The sequence below is a fragment of the Archangium lipolyticum genome, from assembly GCF_024623785.1.
GTDB classification, from domain to species: Bacteria; Myxococcota; Myxococcia; order Myxococcales; family Myxococcaceae; genus Archangium; species Archangium lipolyticum.
Window position 1 is genome coordinate 483,146 of the sequence record NZ_JANKBZ010000003.1, and the last position, 16,870, is coordinate 500,015.

Annotated in this window: 12 protein-coding genes; 7 read left to right on the forward strand and 5 right to left on the reverse strand. The window is 67.7% G+C overall.

Translation table 11 applies throughout. The features are described 5' to 3' along the window. Positions 1-228 precede the first annotated feature (228 nt). Positions 229-594, forward strand: a complete 366-nt coding sequence (locus tag NR810_RS09045; protein ID WP_257450222.1) for a helix-turn-helix domain-containing protein — start codon at positions 229-231, stop codon at positions 592-594. Between the two features lie 198 nt (positions 595-792). Here the strand turns inward: NR810_RS09045 and NR810_RS09050 are convergent, their stop codons facing one another. Then, on the reverse strand, positions 793-2,028 hold the full coding sequence (locus NR810_RS09050; RefSeq protein WP_257450224.1) for a cytochrome P450: 1,236 nt from the start codon (positions 2,026-2,028) through the stop codon (positions 793-795). 135 nt (positions 2,029-2,163) lie between these two features. On the opposite strand from NR810_RS09050, the gene NR810_RS09055 reads away from it, so the two are divergent. Further along, entirely contained in the window at positions 2,164-3,525 is a 1,362-nt protein-coding gene (locus NR810_RS09055) for a cytochrome P450 (protein WP_257450226.1), read from the forward strand. Positions 3,526-3,539: 14 nt separating this feature from the next. On the opposite strand, the gene NR810_RS09060 is transcribed toward NR810_RS09055, so the two are convergent. After that, entirely contained in the window at positions 3,540-4,676 is a 1,137-nt protein-coding gene (locus NR810_RS09060) for a Kelch repeat-containing protein (RefSeq protein ID WP_257450228.1), read from the reverse strand. 313 nt (positions 4,677-4,989) lie between these two features. On the opposite strand from NR810_RS09060, the gene NR810_RS09065 reads away from it, so the two are divergent. After that, complete coding sequence (locus tag NR810_RS09065) at positions 4,990-6,561, forward strand: aldehyde dehydrogenase family protein (protein WP_306817990.1); 1,572 nt, start codon at positions 4,990-4,992, stop codon at positions 6,559-6,561. A gap of 12 nt (positions 6,562-6,573) precedes the next feature. Here NR810_RS09065 and NR810_RS09070 read toward each other — a convergent pair whose 3' ends face one another. Continuing rightward, positions 6,574-11,877 (reverse strand): trifunctional serine/threonine-protein kinase/ATP-binding protein/sensor histidine kinase, encoded by a 5,304-nt coding sequence (locus tag NR810_RS09070; RefSeq protein ID WP_257450234.1) that lies wholly within the window; start codon positions 11,875-11,877, stop codon positions 6,574-6,576. 298 nt (positions 11,878-12,175) lie between these two features. Here NR810_RS09070 and ercA point away from each other — a divergent pair, with 298 nt between their 5' ends. Beyond that, positions 12,176-13,339, forward strand: a complete 1,164-nt coding sequence (gene ercA / locus NR810_RS09075) for an alcohol dehydrogenase-like regulatory protein ErcA (protein WP_257450236.1) — start codon at positions 12,176-12,178, stop codon at positions 13,337-13,339. After that, positions 13,323-14,579 carry a sensor histidine kinase gene (locus NR810_RS09080; RefSeq protein ID WP_257450238.1) on the forward strand — a complete coding sequence of 419 codons (1,257 nt, stop codon included), beginning with the start codon at positions 13,323-13,325 and terminating at the stop codon, positions 14,577-14,579. Before ercA ends, NR810_RS09080 begins: the two co-directional genes overlap by 17 nt. A gap of 11 nt (positions 14,580-14,590) precedes the next feature. On the opposite strand, the gene NR810_RS09085 is transcribed toward NR810_RS09080, so the two are convergent. Continuing rightward, a complete protein-coding gene (locus NR810_RS09085) occupies positions 14,591-15,382 on the reverse strand; it encodes a hypothetical protein (RefSeq protein WP_257450240.1) in 792 nt (263 codons plus the stop codon). Positions 15,383-15,661: 279 nt separating this feature from the next. Between NR810_RS09085 and NR810_RS09090 the strand changes: the two genes are divergently transcribed. Continuing rightward, a complete protein-coding gene (locus tag NR810_RS09090) occupies positions 15,662-16,087 on the forward strand; it encodes a hypothetical protein (protein ID WP_257450242.1) in 426 nt (141 codons plus the stop codon). Here NR810_RS09090 and NR810_RS52055 read toward each other — a convergent pair. Continuing rightward, positions 16,014-16,334, reverse strand: coding sequence for a DJ-1/PfpI family protein (locus NR810_RS52055; RefSeq protein ID WP_306818032.1), 321 nt, complete (start codon positions 16,332-16,334; stop codon positions 16,014-16,016). The two genes, NR810_RS09090 and NR810_RS52055, sit on opposite strands and share 74 nt — an antisense overlap. A gap of 28 nt (positions 16,335-16,362) precedes the next feature. On the opposite strand from NR810_RS52055, the gene NR810_RS09100 reads away from it, so the two are divergent. Beyond that, the gene (locus NR810_RS09100; protein WP_257450244.1) at positions 16,363-16,857 is read left to right on the forward strand and encodes a hypothetical protein; all 495 of its coding nucleotides are present in this window, start codon (positions 16,363-16,365) and stop codon (positions 16,855-16,857) included. Positions 16,858-16,870 lie beyond the last annotated feature (13 nt).

Sequence of the window (16,870 nt, forward strand, 5' to 3'; positions counted from 1 at the left end):
AGGCGGCCGGCTACGTGCGGCCCATCGCCTCGGCGGACCGCGGCGCAGGTCGACAGCGTGCGCTGACCGAGCACGCCCGCGAGTGGATCGAGAGCCTGTGGGGCCCCATTCGGGACGACGGCGCGCGCCTGCTGGAGCAGTTCTCCACGCGTGACCTCGCGGCGTTCGCACGGTTCCTGAAGGTGGGGAGCACGCTGCAGGAGCGACACGCCGCACGCATCCGGGCGCTTGCCGAGTTCCCCGCCTCCAACCGGCCGCGCGCCATTCGGGCTCTCACCTGCGGCGCTGCGGCGCGTCCAGCTCTGCGCGCTGGCCCATCTCGACGGGCGCATCACGCTCGAGGATCTCGCCGCTCGTGCCGGGGTCAGCCGCTTCCACTTCGCGCGGGCGTTCCGTACCTCTACCGGTGAGACGCCGTACGGCTTCGTGCAGCGGCTCCGGGTGGGGAAGGCCCAGCAGCGCCTGCGCGAGACCGACCTGCCGCTCGGGCGCATCGCCGTGGTGTGTGGCTACAGCTCGCAGAGCAAGCTCACTCACGCCATCCGCCGCGCGACCGGACTCACGCCCGCCCGGTATCGCCGCGCGTACCGATAAGCGCAAGATCCGGCAATAGGCGCCAACGACCGGAAAGACGCGTCGCGTGGACGGCGACAGAGTCTTACCCAGAGGAGGAACTCGTCGTGACCTCCATGCGAAACCGGCTTGCAGCCGGACTGGTCTGTTTCTCCGCAGCCCTGGAGTTTCGCGGAAATCCGCGGAACTCCAGGGCTTTCAATGGTCGGCCCTACCCCCTCACCAGGTGACGGGCAGCGAGGCCAGTCCGCGGTACACCAGCCCATGCCGGCGCCAGACGGGCTCGGCCGCCACGCGGAGACCCGGCATGCGCCGGAAGAGCTCTCCGAAGGCCCGCTCCGCCTCCATGCGCGAGAGGTTGGCTCCCACGCAGTAGTGGGCGCCACCACCGAAGGCCAGGTGCTGCTTCGCGTTGGCCCGGCCCACGTCCAGGCGGTCCGGCTCCGAGAACACCCGGGGATCCCGGTTGGCCGCCGCGAAGTTGATGTAGACGAGCTGGCCCTTGCGCATCCGCTGGCCACCCATCTCCACGTCCTCCGTCAGCAACCGGTGCATGATCTGCACGGGGCTCTGGAAGCGCAGCAACTCCTCGATGGCATTGGTCAGCAACTCGGGCGACTCCTGGATGCGGCGCAGCTCGGCCGGGTGCTCCAGGAGCGCGAGCATGCTCGTACCGAGCATGTCCAGCGTGGTGAGGTGGCCGGCGGCGATCAGCATCACCGCCTGGACCACGAGCTCCTCGGCGGTGATGCGGCCCTCGCTCTCGCCCCCGATGAGGTAGCTGAGCATGTCCTCGCCGGGCTCGCTGCGGCGCTTGTCGATCAGATCCTGCAGGTAGGCACCGAAGTCCCGGGCGCCCGCCTCCGCGCGCTGGGCGCCAGCGCGGTCCGAAACGCCCTGGCTGAAGAAGAGTGTCAGATCCTCGGTCCACTGCTTGAAGCGGTGCCGGTCCTGCACGGGCACACCGAACATGCGAGCGATGACGATGGCCGGCAGCGGCTCGGCGAAGTCCTTCTGATAATCCATGCTGCCCCGGGCCAGCGCCTCGGCCACGAGCTGGTCCACCGTGTCGCGCACCAGGGAGTGATAGGCCTCGAGCGCGCGAGGCGTGAAGGCCCGGTTGGCATGGCTGCGCAGGCGGACGTGCGCGGCCCCGTCCTGGAAGATGATCCCCAAGGTGTTGAGGCGGAAGGAGAACGGCATGTCGTCCGGTCTGACATCCGGCGCCTGCGCCGCCACCAGGTGCGCCATGCGCGCGGCCGAGAAGCGCGCCCCGTCTCGCAGCGCCGTCACGCAGTCCGCGTAACGGGAGATCATCCAGCCCTGCAATGGCTCACACCAATAGACGGGATCCGCCTCACGCATCTCATTGTAGAGACGGAACGGATTGTCGAACATTCCCGGGTCGAAGAGATTGTAATGACGGGGAGACGATGCACTCGCGGCCAATGTCATGAAGCGCTCCTTCGCGAACAGCCTGGCGAGTGAAAGTATCACGAGCCTCCATTCCCATGGGATGGGGGGCCCGGAGCTGAAGACCAGACTGAGGGTATGGGTCTATGCTCTCTTCGTCCAACCAGGAGAGCACGCTTGCACCATGCCGCCGACATGCAGACACCACCCCGCGTCCCAGGCCTCCCTCTGCTGGGGACCCTGCCGGAGCTGCTGATCCGGAAGCTCGATTACGTCTCCGAGCTGCGCGAGCGGCACGGAGACATCTTCACGCTCGACCTGAAGGTCGGTGAGGTGGTGTTGCTCTGCCACCCGCGCCACGCCCAGCACGTCTTCGTGGACCGGGCGCGCAGCTACGGCAAGAGCGGTCCCGTGTTCGACTCCCTGCGCACCCTGCTGGGCAACGGGCTGGCCATGAGCGAGGGGGACTTCTGGATGCGCCAGCGGAGGATGATGCAGCCGGCCTTCCATCACCAGCGTCTCGCGGCCCTGACGCAGAAGATGGTGGAGGCCATCGACGAGTGCCTGGCGGGCTGGGAGGCCGCCGCCGCGCGGGGCGAGCCCTTCGACATCGCCCGGGCCTTCAACCGCGTGACGATGAACGTGATGGTGCGCACCATGTTCGGCACGGGGCTGGAGCCCGGCGAGACGGAGCGCGTGGCGAGCGCGCTCGTCTACGTCATCGACTTCATCCTGCTCGGCTTCGCGACCCAGGCCCTGCCCGCCTGGGTGCCCGTGCCCGGCCGCGCCCGCTACCGGGAGGCCTTGCGCACCATCGACGAAACGGTGTTCAGCGTCATCGAGCGGGCGCGCCGGAACACGGACGGAGAGGCCACCCTGCTCTCCCTGCTGCTGGACATGGTGGACGAGGAGTCCGGCGAGCGGATGAACCAGCGGGAGCTGCGCGACGAGGCGGTGACGCTCTTCCTCGCCGGCTACGAGACGACGTCGGTGGCCATGGCCTGGGCCATCCACTCCCTCACCCAGCAGCCGCACCTCTTCCAGCGGCTCCAGGCCGAGGTGGAGCGCGCGGTGGGCACGCGCGTGCCCGGGTTCGCGGACCTGACGCCGCTCGCCTGGTGCCGCAACGTGGCGCAGGAGGCGCTGCGGCTCTACCCGCCGGTGTTCTGGCTGGCACGTAAGACCGTGGAGGAGGACGTCATCGATGGCTTCCGCATCCCCGCCGGCACGTCCATGGGCCTGATGCTGCACCACATCCACCGCCACCCGGAGGCATGGGAGGCACCGGAGCGCTTCGACCCGGACCGCTTCACGCCGGAGCGCTCGGCGGGCCGCCACAAACACGCCTGGGTGCCCTTCGGCGCGGGCCAGCGGCAGTGCATCGGCAAGGAGTTCGCGCTGATGGAGGCGCAGCTCATCCTCACCCGCCTCGCGCAGCGCTTCCACGTGGAAGCAGTGCCCGGCCGCGTGGCCGAGCTCCTGCTCAGCACCACCCTGCGCGCGAAGTCAGGCGTCTGGGTGAAGCTCACCCGGCGCTGAGGCCCCTGTCACCGTCAGCGGCGGTAGCGCTCCACTCCCGCGTGCACCCCATCGTAGTCCTGGCCACCTGTCACCAACACCTCTCCGGTGTGGAGCCGCGTCGCGGTATGGAAGGTGTGGGCCCGGCTCACGGAGCCCGCGGGAAGCCAGGCATTGCTCACGGGGTCGTACAGTTCCGCGCGCGACTCATAGTCCAAGTCGCCGACGCCGCCCGTCACCAGGATCTCTCCCGAGTAGAGCTGGGTGGCGAGATGACCCACGCGCGGCACGTTCATGGGGGGCAGCGCGGACCACCTCTTGTTGTACGGGTCGTACAACTCCGCGGAGCCGTCCGCGTAGCCCTCTACCCCGCCAGCGACGAGCACCTTGCCCGAGTACAGCATGGTGGCGGAGTGGCCCATGCGCGGCGCCAACATGGAGCCCAGCCGCGTCCACCTGCCCGTGCGAGGGTCGTACAGCTCCGCCGAGTTGAGCACGGAGCCCTGCGCGTTCCAACCGCCCGTCACCAGCACCTCACCCGTGTAGAGCAGCGTGGCCATGTGCTCCGCGCGCGGCACGTTCATGGCGCCCGTCTTGCTCCACGTGCCCGTGCTCGGATCGTACAGCTCCGCGCTCGCCAGGATGCCACTGCCGCTGAACCCCCCCGTCACCAGCACATGGCCCGACTCGAGCCGCGTCATGGTGTGGAAGAGGCGTGGCTCGTTCATGGAGCCCGTCCAGCTCCACGTGCCCGTCCGTGGATCATACGACTCGGCGGTCGCGGTCCATCCCTGGGGGGAGTAGCCTCCGGCCACGAGCACCTCGCCCGAGCCGAGCTCCACCGCGGTGTGGCCCCAGCGCGCGAGGCCCAGAGAGCCCGTGGGATACCAGGAGTCCGCGTAGGGGTTGTACAGCTCCGCCTCCTGGAGGGCGTACTGGTCGTCGTTGTTGCCACCCGCCACGAGCACCTCGCCCGAGCCCAGCACGGTGGCGGTATGGAGCTGGCGCGCCATCTCCATCGAGGAGTTGATGAACCACGGCGACGCCCCCTCGAGGGCGGCGCCGCGCGGCTCCCGCGGGGAAACTGGCGACTGGCCGGGAGCCTCCTCCCCGCAGCCTGCGGCGACGAATACACTCATCATCAGCAATACGGACAACTTGAACGTCTTCATGTCACTTCTCCGGGTAGGGGGGGCGCCCGTGGAATTTCCACGAGCGCACAGGAGAAGTAGGAATCGCCGTTCATCGGACAAGCTGTAGGACCTGATTATTTTTCGCGTGACGGCGTGTCTGTCTTCCACCGTGACGAGGCTCGTACCCTGGAGCGGAAAGACGACTCACACGGCCCCTTACATTCGCATCCACGTCTACCGGGGCAGGCCCGTCGCCCGGCCGCCCGACCCGGAGGGACTGCTTGCGACGGGCTGCCACGTGGCACACCTCTGACGCACGACGTCGAACCGAAGCGTGAGGCCATCCATCTTGATGGCGCCGCTTCCTGCGAGGTGCCCTGTGTCCAAGGTCTTGATTGCTTCCGCTCAATGGAACCTCCTCCTGTCACGCGTGCGTGCTCTCGCACCCGAGGCCTTCGACAGCCAGGGCCGGGTGCTCAACCTGGTTGCACGCGAATGGGGCTATCCGGGTCACGGAAAGCCCTACCTCTCTCCGGTGGATGGCTCCCAGCTGGCCTCGCTGCCCATGCTCGACCTGGCGACCGCCACGTACGCGGTGACCTCCGCGGCCGCCGAGGCCGAGGAATGGGCCCGGGTGGACCTCGACACGCGCAAGGAGCGGGTCAGCGCCTGCCTGGACCTCCTGCGCGAGAACCACGAGCTGCTCGCATTTCTCCTCACCTGGGAAATTGGTAAGCCCGTGCCGCAATCGCGGCTCAGCGTGGAGCGGTGCATCTCCGGCGTGAAGTGGTACGTGGAGAACATCGACTCCATGCTGGAGGGCCGTGGACCGCTGGGGCTCATCTCCAATATTGCTTCGTGGAACTACCCCATGTCGGTGCTGATGCATGCCGTGCTGGTGCAGGTGCTCGCCGGCAATGCCGTCATCGCCAAGTCTCCCACCGATGGAGGGCTGCTGACGCTCACCCTCTCGATGGCCTTCGCGCGCCGCTGCGGGCTCCCGGTGTCACTGGTGAGCGGCTCTGGAGGAAAGCTCAGCGAGGCCCTGGTGAGGAACCCGCACATCGCGTGCCTGTCCTTCGTTGGCGGCAAGGCCAACGGGCGCGACATCGCCGCGAGCCTCTATGACCGCAAGAAGCGGTACATGCTGGAGATGGAGGGGGTCAACACCTACGGCCTCTGGCGCTTCAGCGATTGGAACGGGCTGGCGAAGCAACTCAAGAAGGGCTTCGAGTATGGAAAGCAGCGCTGCACGGCCTACCCGCGGTTCGTGGTGGAACGCGGCCTGGTGCCCCACTTCCTCGAGATGTACCTGCCCCTGCTCGCGTCGCTGAAGGTGGGCCACCCGTTGCTGGGGGACAAACCGGAGGCGGCGCCCCCCGCGGTCGATTTCGGACCCCTCATCAACAGCCAGAAGGTCGAGGAGTTGCACGGCATGATGAGTGAGGCCGAATCCAAGGGAGCCATCCCCCTGTACAAGTGCCGGCTGGAGTCGGACATGTTCCTGCCGGGCCAGGACGTGTCGGCCTACCTCGGGCCCTGCGCCTTCCTCCACGTGCCGAGGAACTGCCGCCTCTACCACAACGAGCCGTTCGGCCCGGTGGACTCCATCGTGGTCGTGGACACGGAGGAGGAGCTCATCACGGAGATGAACGTCTCCAACGGTGCGCTCGTGGCCTCCATCGCCTGTGATGAGCCCGGGACGGCCCGGCGCATCGCCTCCGAGCTGCGCGCCTTCAAGGTGGGCATCAACGCCGTGCGCTCGCGCGGAGACCGGGAGGAGACCTTTGGTGGCATCGGCCAGTCCTGGCAGGGCTGCTTCGTGGGAGGCACCTACCTGGTGCAGGCCGTGACCCAGGGCCCCCCTGGCGAGCGGCTCTTCGGCAACTTCCCCGACTACACCCTGCTGCCGGAGAAGCGTTAGGAGCCCCCTGGCTCATACCGTGTCTGGAGTGAGGGGAATCTCCAGGGTGGCCGTGGCCCCCCGGTACGGCCCCTCGCTCTCGAGTGTCAGGCTTCCACCCAGCATCTGCGCCGCCAGCGCGCTCGAGTGCAGGCCGAAGCCGTGACCGTCCTTGCGGGTGGTGAAGCCGTGCGAGAAGAGCTTCGCCTGGACCTCCGGCTCGATGCCGATGCCATTGTCCACCACCTGGAGGCACGCATGCCCATTCCCGGCGGTGAGCCGCACGGTCATCCGCCGCTGTCCCTCGGGCATCCCATCCAGGGCGAACCTGGCGTTGCTGATGAGGTTGATGAGGATTTGCAACACCTTGTGTTTGTCCAACCGCACCCGGGGGACGCGATCGATCTGGAGGGTGACGTCGACGCCATGGCGCTTGAGCGCCTCCTGCTGGATGCGCAGGGCATCGTCGACGAGCTGCGCGAGGTCACACTCCTCCAGCAGGAGCGAGGTCTTCGCGTAGGTCTGCTGCACCTGGACGATGGCGCGGATGTGCTCGATGTGCCGGTTCATCGCCTCCAGGTTCTCCTGCAGGTCCGTCTGCTCGGTCAGGAGCTCATCCGCGAGGGCGGAGAGGTATTCGATCAGCCGCTCGCCACGCGGATCCTTCGTGAAGAAGTCCGCCAGCTGCCCGCGGTGCTCCTCCAGCAACGTGGCCACCTGTCTCACCCGGACGATCCGTGAGGCGCCCACGGCCTGACGGGTCATCTCCATGTTGACGACGGCGCTGGTGAGGACGTTGCCCACGTTGTGCAACACGTTGGAGGCGATCTCCGTCATGCCCACCGCGCGCGCCGTCTCCACGAGCCGGACCTGGGTCTGCTTGAGCTCCTGCGTGCGCTCGTCCACCCGCCGCTCGAGCTCGTCCTTGGCATGACGCAGGGCGGTCTCGGCGCGCTGGACCTCGTCATAGAGCCGCGCGTTCTCGATGGAGATGGCGGCCTGGGAGGCGATGTGCCCGAGCAGCGTGAGACGGGACGGAGTGAAGGCCTCGGCGGCCAGGCGGTTCTCCAGGTACAGCACGCCGGCGAGCCCCTCCTTGCGCATCAGGGGCAGGCAGAGCACCGCGCGGGCCAGGCCCCGCTCGAGGTACGCATCGGACGAGAAGGAATGGGGCCGCGAGGCATCGCCGATGAGCACGTGCTCGCACGTGCGCCGCACGTAGGCGAGCAGGGTCAGGGGCAGGCACTCGGGGTGGGCCTCCTCTTCCGGGAACACCTGGACGCCATCCTCCGAGTCGTTGGAGATGGCGGCGATCCGGAGCGAGTTGCCATGCGGCAGCAGGAGGGCACCGCGCTGGGCGCCGGCGTTCTCGATGGCGACCTCCATCAACGTGGTCACCAGCCGCTCCAGGACGATCTCTCCGGAGATGGCCTGCTGGGCCTTCACCACGGAGAGCGCGTCGAGCTGCGTCGAGCTCGTGTCGTGGGAGGTAGAGTCCAAGCCCTCCACCGAGGCCACGAGCAGGGGCCACCGCTCCTCCAGGTGCCGGACCTTTCCTTCGGCACCCCACTTCCGGTACGCATCGCGGGCCTCGCGGGCATACGGCAGGGCGATGGTGGGGACGCGCCGCTCGCGCCAGAACCGCGCCGCGAGCTCGGCGGCGAGGCCCGCGTTCTGGAGGAAGCCATGCTCGCGGGCGGCTTGGAGCGCCGCATCGTAGGCGTACATCGCCTCGTCCTGCATGCCCAGGCAGCGGGCCAGCTCCGCCGAGACCAGCCGTTCGGCCGCGCGGAAGTTCTCGGGGCAGTGGCTCGCCCACTCCTCGAGCTGCGCGTGGTGCCGCCGCAGGGCCTCGAGGTACTCCCGCCGCGTCTCCGGGGTCGCGTCCTCGTAGCAGGCGGCCAGGGTCAGCGCGCTGTAGAGGTGGTAGTCGAACAGTTGGATGTGGCCGACCGAGGACCAGAGGATCTTCCCGGCTCTGACCAAGGCCTGGCGTGCCTCCTCGTACGCGCCGCTCATGAAGCGCGCCTGGAGCTTGAGGATCAAGTACCAGCACATCACGGTGGACACGGGGGCCGAGACCATGAGGGCCTCGAAGGACTCCTCCTGGAAATCCTCACCGCTCAACGAACCGAACGAGGGCGAGAGGCCGCGCAGCTGCTGCACGTAGCGCTGGGAGAAGACGATGACGTCCTGCGAGGCCTGGAGGCCGGCCTTGCGCACGAAGTCGAGGCGTGCGACCGACTCCTGGTAGACCTCTTCCAGCGAGTGCCCCAGGGCCAGCAGGTCGGTGACGGTGTGGTTGCAGCAATAGCAGGCGGTCTGGAAGTCACCGGCCGGGACCGCGTGCTGGAAGGCCTCGCGGATGAGCTCCACCGAAATGGAGAGGGGCCGCGTCCAGTGGTTGACCAGCTCCATGCCGTAGAGCGCCTTGCCCCTGGAGACGGAGAAGTCGTGGCACTCGACGATCGCACAGGCGAGCGATGCGAAAGCATGCCCCTCCCGGTACTTCTTGAAGCAATGTCCCTGCATCAGCCCGTACCAGGCATACCCGTTCACGGCGGACTCGGTGTTGCCGTGACGCAGGCACAGGAGGACCATCCGGGAGAGGTGGAGGATGAGCAGGTTGAGGTCGGTGAAGAGCGCTGGCGCGAACAGGGCGGAGAGGATGTTCATCGCCGCCTTCGTGTCCGGATCCGTCATCAGGGGCAGGTCGACGAGGCTCTCGATGGAGCGCTCCCCCATCAGGGCCCACACCTCCTCGTTGGCCGCCAACACCTCGTCCCATGAGGGATGGGGCGACATGGGCATGCCCAGCGCGGCCAGTCCATCCAACAGACAGGCGACGGCCTCCTCACTCTCGTTGGCGGCGACGTGGATGTCACCGCGCAAACAGGTGACCGCGGCGATCTCCGCGGGGGTACGAGCCCTGGGACGGAGTGTCAACGAGAGCTGGCGTGCCCCGGCCGGGTTGCCACTCATGAACTCGCTGATGGCCCGCTGGAGGTGCAGCTCGAAGGTGAAGGCGTGCTCCCGCTCCCAGGAGTCCCCCGGGAGGAGCTGGAGGGCCGCCGTGAAATAGGAGACGGCCGAGCGGTGCGCGGTCGAGGCCTGGGCCTTCCTGCCCGCCTCGGCGTTCAGACGTGCCACGTCGTGGCGCTCCTCGGGTGCGAGGATCAGCTCCGCTCCGGCGTTGAGCTGGTTCACGACGTCGAAGACCCGCTCCCGCATCTCCTCCGGGGACAGGCTCGCCCGCAGCAGGCGGCCGATGCGCAGGTGGACGGCCTTGCGCTGCTCCTCGGGGATGAGGGCATGGGCGGCCTGCTGGATGCGGTCGTGGAGGAAGCGGTACTGCTCCGAGCCGCTGCGCATCAACTGGCCATCCTGGAGCGCGGACTCGAGCCCCCGCTCCACCTCCCCCACCGGCAGGTCGGAGATGATGGAGAGCGTCTGGAGGGGGAAGACATTGCCCGCGCAGGCCGACAGGCTCAGCAGGTGCTGCGTCACCTCGGGGAGCTGGCGCAGCTTGCCCGCCATGAAGTCGACGACGTTGTCGGAGTAGCCCCGCGCCCGGACGCCTTCGGCATCCCACCGCCAGGAGCCCTCGGGCGTGCGGGTCAGCAGCCCGTCCTGGTTCAGCGTCCGCATCAGCTGGATGAAGAAGAACGGGTTGCCGCCGGTCTTCTCGTGCACCTGGGCGGAGAGGGGCTCGATGAGCTCCTGGCCCGCGCCCGGGAGTGCGTCGGCGATGAGCCGCTGGAGCTGCTCCAGGCTCAACGGTTCGAGCCGGATGTCGGTCACCCGGACACGCTCCTTGAGCATCTCCTGGCGTGCCAGCATCAGCGGGTGGGACGGGGAGACCTCGTTGTCCCGGTAGGCCCCCACCAGCAACAGCGGTGGGGTGTCCGGATGGGAGATGAGGTGCTGGATGAGCCGGAGGCTGGCCGGGTCCGCCCACTGCAGGTCGTCCAGGAACACGACGAGGGGGTGCTCGGACGTGGAGACGGCGCCGAGGAACCGCTGGAAGACGCGGTTGAAGCGGGCCTGCGCCTCGGTGGGTGGAAGCTCCGGGAGCGGGGGCTGCTTGCCCACGACGAGCTCCAACTGCGGAACCAGCTCCACGAGGAGCTGTCCATGTCCCTCCCAGGCCTCCCGCAGGCGCTCGCGCCAGACCTCGAGCTCCGCGTCGGTACCGGCCAGCAGTTGCTGCACCAGACCGCGGATGGCCTGGGCCAGGGTGGCGTAGGGAATGCCCCGCTGGAACTGGTCGAACTTGCCCTGGAGGAAGATGCCGCGCCGCTGCGCGACCGGCCGGTACAGCTCATGGACCACCGCGGACTTCCCGATGCCCGAGTAGCCGCTGATGAGGAGCAGCTCCGGGCTCCCTCCCTGGGAGATCCGCTCGAAGGCGCTCACCAGGGTGGCGACCTGCGTGTCGCGCCCGTAGAGCCGCTGGGGCATCTGGAAGTGGGGGGAGATGTCGTGCGCGCCCAGCGGGAACTCCTCGCGCACGCCCCGGCGCAGGTCGTCCCGGCACCGCTCGAGGTCCGCCTTCAGCCCCTCCGCGCTCTGGTAGCGCTCCTCGGCCACCTTGGCCAGGAGCTTCATCACGATGGCGGACAGGACGGGAGGGAGGCCCGGAACACGCTCGTGCGGAGGCCTCGGGAGCTGGGCCATGTGCGCGTGGAACCACTCGAGCGCGTCGCGGCCGTGGAAGGGCAGCGTGCCCGTGAGGAGCTCGTAGAACGTCACCCCCAGGGAGTAGAGGTCGCTGCGGTGATCCACCGAGCGGTTCATCCGCCCGGTCTGCTCCGGGGACATGTAGGCCGGCGTCCCCTCGATGAGCGTGGTGGACACCGCGTCCACGTGCTCCACCGTCTGGAGGATGGCCGTCCCGAAGTCGATGATGCGCGCCTCGCCCGAGGGCAGGAGGATGAGGTTGGAGGGCTTGAGGTCCTTGTGGATGACGCCGTGACGGTGGATCTCCGCCAGGGTCTCCGACAGGGAGATGGCCAGCTCCAGGAACCGCTCCACCCCCAGCGGACGGCCAACGCCCTCGGACAGGGCCTTGCCACCAGCGCCCTCCAGCAGGAGCACCGGGCGTCCCTGGCTCTGCTCGCACCCCAGGGTCCTGGCGACGCCGCGCACGTCCCGGAGCTTGTGCAGGATGGCGTGTTCCCGCCGGTAGCGCTCGGCCTCCCGAGCACCGGAGTGCTGCGCCACCGGCATCTTGACGATGACAGGCAGGCGATCGGCGTCCCGCCTCGCGTTGTAGAGGATGCTTGCCCCCGTCGACTTGAGCGTGTCGAGGAGGGTGTAGCCAGGAACGTTCACCATGGAGACCGTCGGGAGGCGTGTGTCGTCGGCTCGCTCGTTGATGACCTGGAGCTCAGCCTACCAGAAAATTGTCGGATTCTTAAAATTAGAGGACAGCGTCCCTACCGGGATTCTCCCCACCTCCCCTGCCGAGGCATGCACGGGGGATGGGCCGCGAGGCATGAGGCCTTGCGCATCGCTCTTTCTTGGGTCCACTCGCCCCCCTGACAGGTCCTACCCAGGGGTAACCGCCGACTCTACATTTACGGGAAGGGGGTTGCCTACTCGATGCCGGTCCGGGCAACCATTCATTCGTCTCATGACGACGCCGAGTACAGAGCTCCGAAAGTTCGTCGCGCCCGAGATCGTCTACGGCCCGGGTTCGAGGAGTCTGGTCGGCCGCTATGCGCGTAACCTTGGCGCGACCCGGGTCCTCGTCGTGTCCGATCCCGGCGTGGTCCTGGCGGGCTGGCTTCGGGATGCCTTTGCGTCACTGGAGCGAGAGGGGGTGCTCTATCACCTCTTCGCGGACGTGAGCCCCAACCCCCGGGCCCAGGAGGTACATCGGGGAGTCGAGGTCTACCAGCAAGAGCACTGTGATGCCCTGGTGGCCGTCGGGGGCGGAAGCCCCATGGACTGTGCGAAGGGGATTGGCATCGTCCTGGCCAACAAGGAGAACATCCTCACGTTCGAGGGCGTGGATCGGATCGCCAGGCCCATCCCTCCGCTCGTCTGCGTCCCGACAACCGCGGGGAGCTCGGCGGATGTCTCCCAGTTCGCGATCATCACGGACACCGAGCGCCGTCTGAAGGTCTCCATCATCAGCAAGGCGATCGTCCCCGATATCTCGCTCGTCGACTGCGATACCACGAGGACGCTCACGCCCTTTCTCATCGCCTGCAGCGGCATGGACGCCTTCGTGCACGGAATCGAGGCCTTTGTCTCGAATGCCCACTCGACACTCACGGATGTGTATGCGCTCGCGGCGATCTCGCTCATCTGGAACAACCTGCCAGCGGCCATGGAGAACCCTCTCGATGAGGCCGCTCGCCGTCATTTGATGGAAGGCAGCCTCGAGGCCGGGCTCGCTTTTTCGAACACCTCGCTCGGTGCCGTGCATGCCATGGCCCATGCCATGGGAGGGCTCGTCGACAACCCTCACGGGGAAGCAAACACCCTCCTCGTCGACCACGTCGTGGCCTTCAACTACGAGGCGGCACCCGAGCGCTTCGACCTCATCGCGGAGAAGCTGGGGCTCGAGCCCGCCAGACTCGCGCCGGGCAGGCGCAAGGAGGCGCTTCTCACCGCGATCCGGCAACTCAAGCACAGCTCGGGCCTGGCTCCGAGGCTGCGGGACAAGGGAATCTCACGCTCCGATATTCCCTTCCTCGCCCGGAATGCCCTCGCGGACCCGTGCATGGCAACGAACCCACGTCGCATGACACTCCGCGACGTGGAGGTGCTGTATGAACAAGCCTTTTGATGAAGCGCCTGAAGAGCCCGTGACCTGGGAGGCGCTGCGAGACGCCATCATCGGGCTTGGCGAGCGCTCGATTCGCAAGAGCTACTACGGCGCGCTGCAGGAGCGCATCACGGAGCTTGCTCGCTTCCGGACGCTGCTCGACGAGACCCAGGAGGCCATCATCGTCACGGAGTTGCCCACCCTCCGGGTCGTGGACGCCAACCGGAAGGGGCTGTGGATGCTCGGTGCTTCCAGCACCGCTCAGCTCTGCCAGCCGCTCGAATCCTTCTTCGCTTCGCACGAGTGGCGCATGCTCGAGGCGTGCGTCCACCCGAGCGGGAGGGAGCCCAGACCGGGCCCGGGACTGCTGTCGCTCCAGCGAGAGGGCGAGGAGCGGGTGCTCGAGCTCTCCATCCGCCAGGATACGTTCGGCCAGCGCCAATACCTGGTCATCATCGCCCGCGATGTCACGGAGCGGATGAGAATCGAGCAGGCGCTCCGTGCGGCGAAGGAGGAGGCGGAGGCGGCGGCTCGAGCGAAGGCGCAGTTCCTCGGCATCGCGTCCCATGAGTTGCGTACTCCCCTCACTTCCCTGATGCTCCTGCTGCAGCAGGGGGCCCGGCGGACCGGGCAGGAGGCCCGTGGAGGCGAGCTGTTCAACCGGATGCTCCGCCTGGCCCGCCGGCTCGCCGTCCTGGTCGAGGATCTGCTCGAGGTCTCCCGCCTGGAGCACGATCAGATCGTCATGAGGCCCACGCACATCGATCTGCGAGCGCTCGTGGCCGATGTGGTGGCGGACTTCCGCACCCGTGCGCCCGACCGGCATTTCAGTCTTCGACTGCCTTCGGAACCAGCGTACGTCGAGGCGGACACCACCCGCGTCGTGCAGGTGCTCTCGAATCTCCTGGAGAACGCTGACAAGTACTCACGCGAAGGAGCTCCCGTCGAGGTCCGTCTCGAGAGGATGGAAGGGATGGCTCGCGTGTGGGTGAGCGACCAGGGGCCGGTCATCCCCGAGGATCAACGCGCCCTGCTCTTCACGCCCTTCGGGCGCCTGAGGGAAGTGGGACAGGACTCTCCGGGGCTCGGACTGGGTCTCTACATTTCCCGCCAGCTCGCCGAGCTCCAGGGAGGACAGCTGCGTCTGGAGCCGGCGGATGGCCGAGGCACGACCTTCACCTTCTCCCTGCCACTCGTCTCCAGGCCGGACCGCGGGGATGCTGACCAGGAGCTCGCCCCCGTTCAGCCGACAGCGAGCTGACGATGAGCGCATCAGGCCGTGGGTCGCGGTGATACGGGGAACTCGCCAATCGCCCGGATGCCCTCGTCCGATACCAGGAGAACCTCGTTGGTGAGCGGGTACCCGGAGCCCGTGTACTCGCGCACCACCACGCCTCCGAGCCGCCCCAACAGGCCGGTGTCGCTCGAGCGCAAGGCATAGAAGAAGTCCCGGCACGGAATCACCACGATCACGGGCCAGCCGAGCGTGGCCTTCATCGCCGCCCGGAATCCGGGGCCGAGCAACAGTGAAGCCTTGAAGACCGAGTCCGTGCTCAACATCGCGAGCGGTGTTCCCTCGACCTCCTCGACCTCGATGGCGGTGCGCGCCTGCAGTGCGCTCATGTTTTCCCGCGCGGCCGCATGCAGCTCCGGCTCGCCCACGCCCCACCGGGTCAGGTCCTCACGGGTCAACCAGCGGATGGTGCGCTCGTCCTCGGGCGTGTAGACGAGGAGACGGGACACCTTGCGGGTGACGGGTTCGGCCAGCACCTCCGGGTGACCGGCCACGCTCTCCGATTCCTCGGCGGCGTACCGGATGCCCGCACGCGCCTCCTCCCATCCCGGCAGGGGCCGTCTGGTGGCGAGTAGCCCGTCGATGAAGCAGTCAATGGCTTCGTCGTCGCCGTCGCGCTCGACGTTGCGGCGCAGGTTGTCGAGCGACACGCTGAGCTCGCTCCCATCCACCTCGAGAGCCCAGGTTGCGTCCGACCTCAGCTCTCGCACCACGAGCCCCCTGCTCCGGGCCCGCTCGGCGAAACGTGCTTCCAGGTCACTCCTGCTCATCCGCATCTCCTTCACGCCGCCAGGGACTTGGGGACGGGTGTCCACCAGACTTGGGGTGCCCGATATGAAGCGCGGCTGTACATCGGAAGCAAGCCACACGGAACAGCCCCGCTGGCCGAGAAGCTCCGCCAGGGTGGGGCCCTCCCACCCTCGTCTTCTTCTCGCCAACTTGCGAGACTCCACCCCACCACCTCGCCGAAGTTCGTAGGAGCCGCGACTCTCGACCAACCCCGGATGGCGAAAGCCGGGTTCGACCCCCTGCCGGAGGAGTGAGTTTCGATGGATCTCTCGTTGTGGCCCGTAGTCCTCATGTTGGGATTGCCCCTGTTGGCTCTCCTGGCCGTGCTCATCTGGCTGTTCTCCCGCCTCTTGTCGGTGACAACCCTCTATGCGCACGTGCATGCGAATCCACTCGAGGGGTGGGGCAAGGTCGACGTGGTGGAACGCACCTCCATGCGCTTTGGCGGGCAACGACTCGTGCTCATCCAGTTGACGGTCTTCCCGGCTGGCGAAGCCCCCTATCGCGCGAACACCCGCTGTTTCCTCGACATAGACATTGGCACGGTGCTCGCGATCGCGGACGGTGGTCAGCGCGTGCCCGTGCTCGTGCGAGCCGACGACCCATCCAAGGTCATCCTGGATGCTCGCTTCGAGCGCCTGACACGAGAGGGACTCGTGCAGCCGAGCGCTGTCGAGTATCGCTGAGGCCTGGCCCCCTCCCTCCCCGCCCCTGCTCGAGCAGATCGGCGCGGATGAACCGAGGGTGACGGCAGTGCGTGGTGACGCGCTTGCCGGAGAGCAGCCCCGCCTCGGCGAGGAGGAAGGCGCCGGTGCAGATGGACGCGAGGCGCCGCACATGCGCGGCAGCGCGCCTGTTCGTCCTATGCTCGGGTGGGCTCTCTCCGTGGTAGACCACCACGACAGCACAAGCAGTCGGCGCTACATGCTGCAGCGACGATCAGAGCTCGGATTGACCCACGATGCTGACGGACCCGCAACGCCTCACCCTCATTGATGACCTCGTTCGCCCGGTCTGGAAAAAGATCTGCCCGCGGGGCGACGATCTCGCCTGGCAATACGCCCTGACCGATCCCGTCCCCGAGAGCTGGCCGGCGCGCGGTGGTGTGCTGGTGTTCTATGCGTACGCCCGCGCCCTGAATCTCGCCCAGCCCACGTCGGGTGAGCTCTCCGGCCCGGTCTGGGCCAGGATTCGCCATGTGCTGGATAGCGGCGAGTCGCGCCTGGAGCTGTTGCAACAGGTCATCAATCCCGGTCCCCGGCGCGGCGTTCGGCCACTGACGGGCCGCGAATACGAGATCCTCCAGGCCCAGCCACTGACGCTGCTGGGTGCGCCATTGTCGAAGGAGGGCGAGCACCAGCTGAGGGACTATTTCCGCCTGCAGCTGTCGCTCGGCAACGTGCCACCCGAGGTGGTGGCCGCGCATGCGGCTTTTTTTCAATGGGTGGGTCGCTGACACAGAGAGGGTG

Excerpts from the sequence above, each read along its gene's own strand:
- NR810_RS09050 (WP_257450224.1), bottom strand. The coding sequence starts at position 2,028 with ATGACATTGGCCGCGAGTGCATCGTCTCCCCGTCATTACAATCTCTTC.
- NR810_RS09060 (WP_257450228.1), bottom strand. The coding sequence starts at position 4,676 with ATGAAGACGTTCAAGTTGTCCGTATTGCTGATGATGAGTGTATTCGTC.
- NR810_RS09065 (WP_306817990.1), top strand. The coding sequence starts at position 4,990 with ATGGCGCCGCTTCCTGCGAGGTGCCCTGTGTCCAAGGTCTTGATTGCT.
- NR810_RS09070 (WP_257450234.1), bottom strand. The coding sequence starts at position 11,877 with ATGGTGAACGTTCCTGGCTACACCCTCCTCGACACGCTCAAGTCGACG.
- ercA (WP_257450236.1), top strand. The coding sequence starts at position 12,176 with ATGACGACGCCGAGTACAGAGCTCCGAAAGTTCGTCGCGCCCGAGATC.
- NR810_RS09080 (WP_257450238.1), top strand. The coding sequence starts at position 13,323 with ATGAACAAGCCTTTTGATGAAGCGCCTGAAGAGCCCGTGACCTGGGAG.
- NR810_RS09085 (WP_257450240.1), bottom strand. The coding sequence starts at position 15,382 with ATGAGCAGGAGTGACCTGGAAGCACGTTTCGCCGAGCGGGCCCGGAGC.
- NR810_RS09090 (WP_257450242.1), top strand. The coding sequence starts at position 15,662 with ATGGATCTCTCGTTGTGGCCCGTAGTCCTCATGTTGGGATTGCCCCTG.
- NR810_RS09100 (WP_257450244.1), top strand. The coding sequence starts at position 16,363 with ATGCTGACGGACCCGCAACGCCTCACCCTCATTGATGACCTCGTTCGC.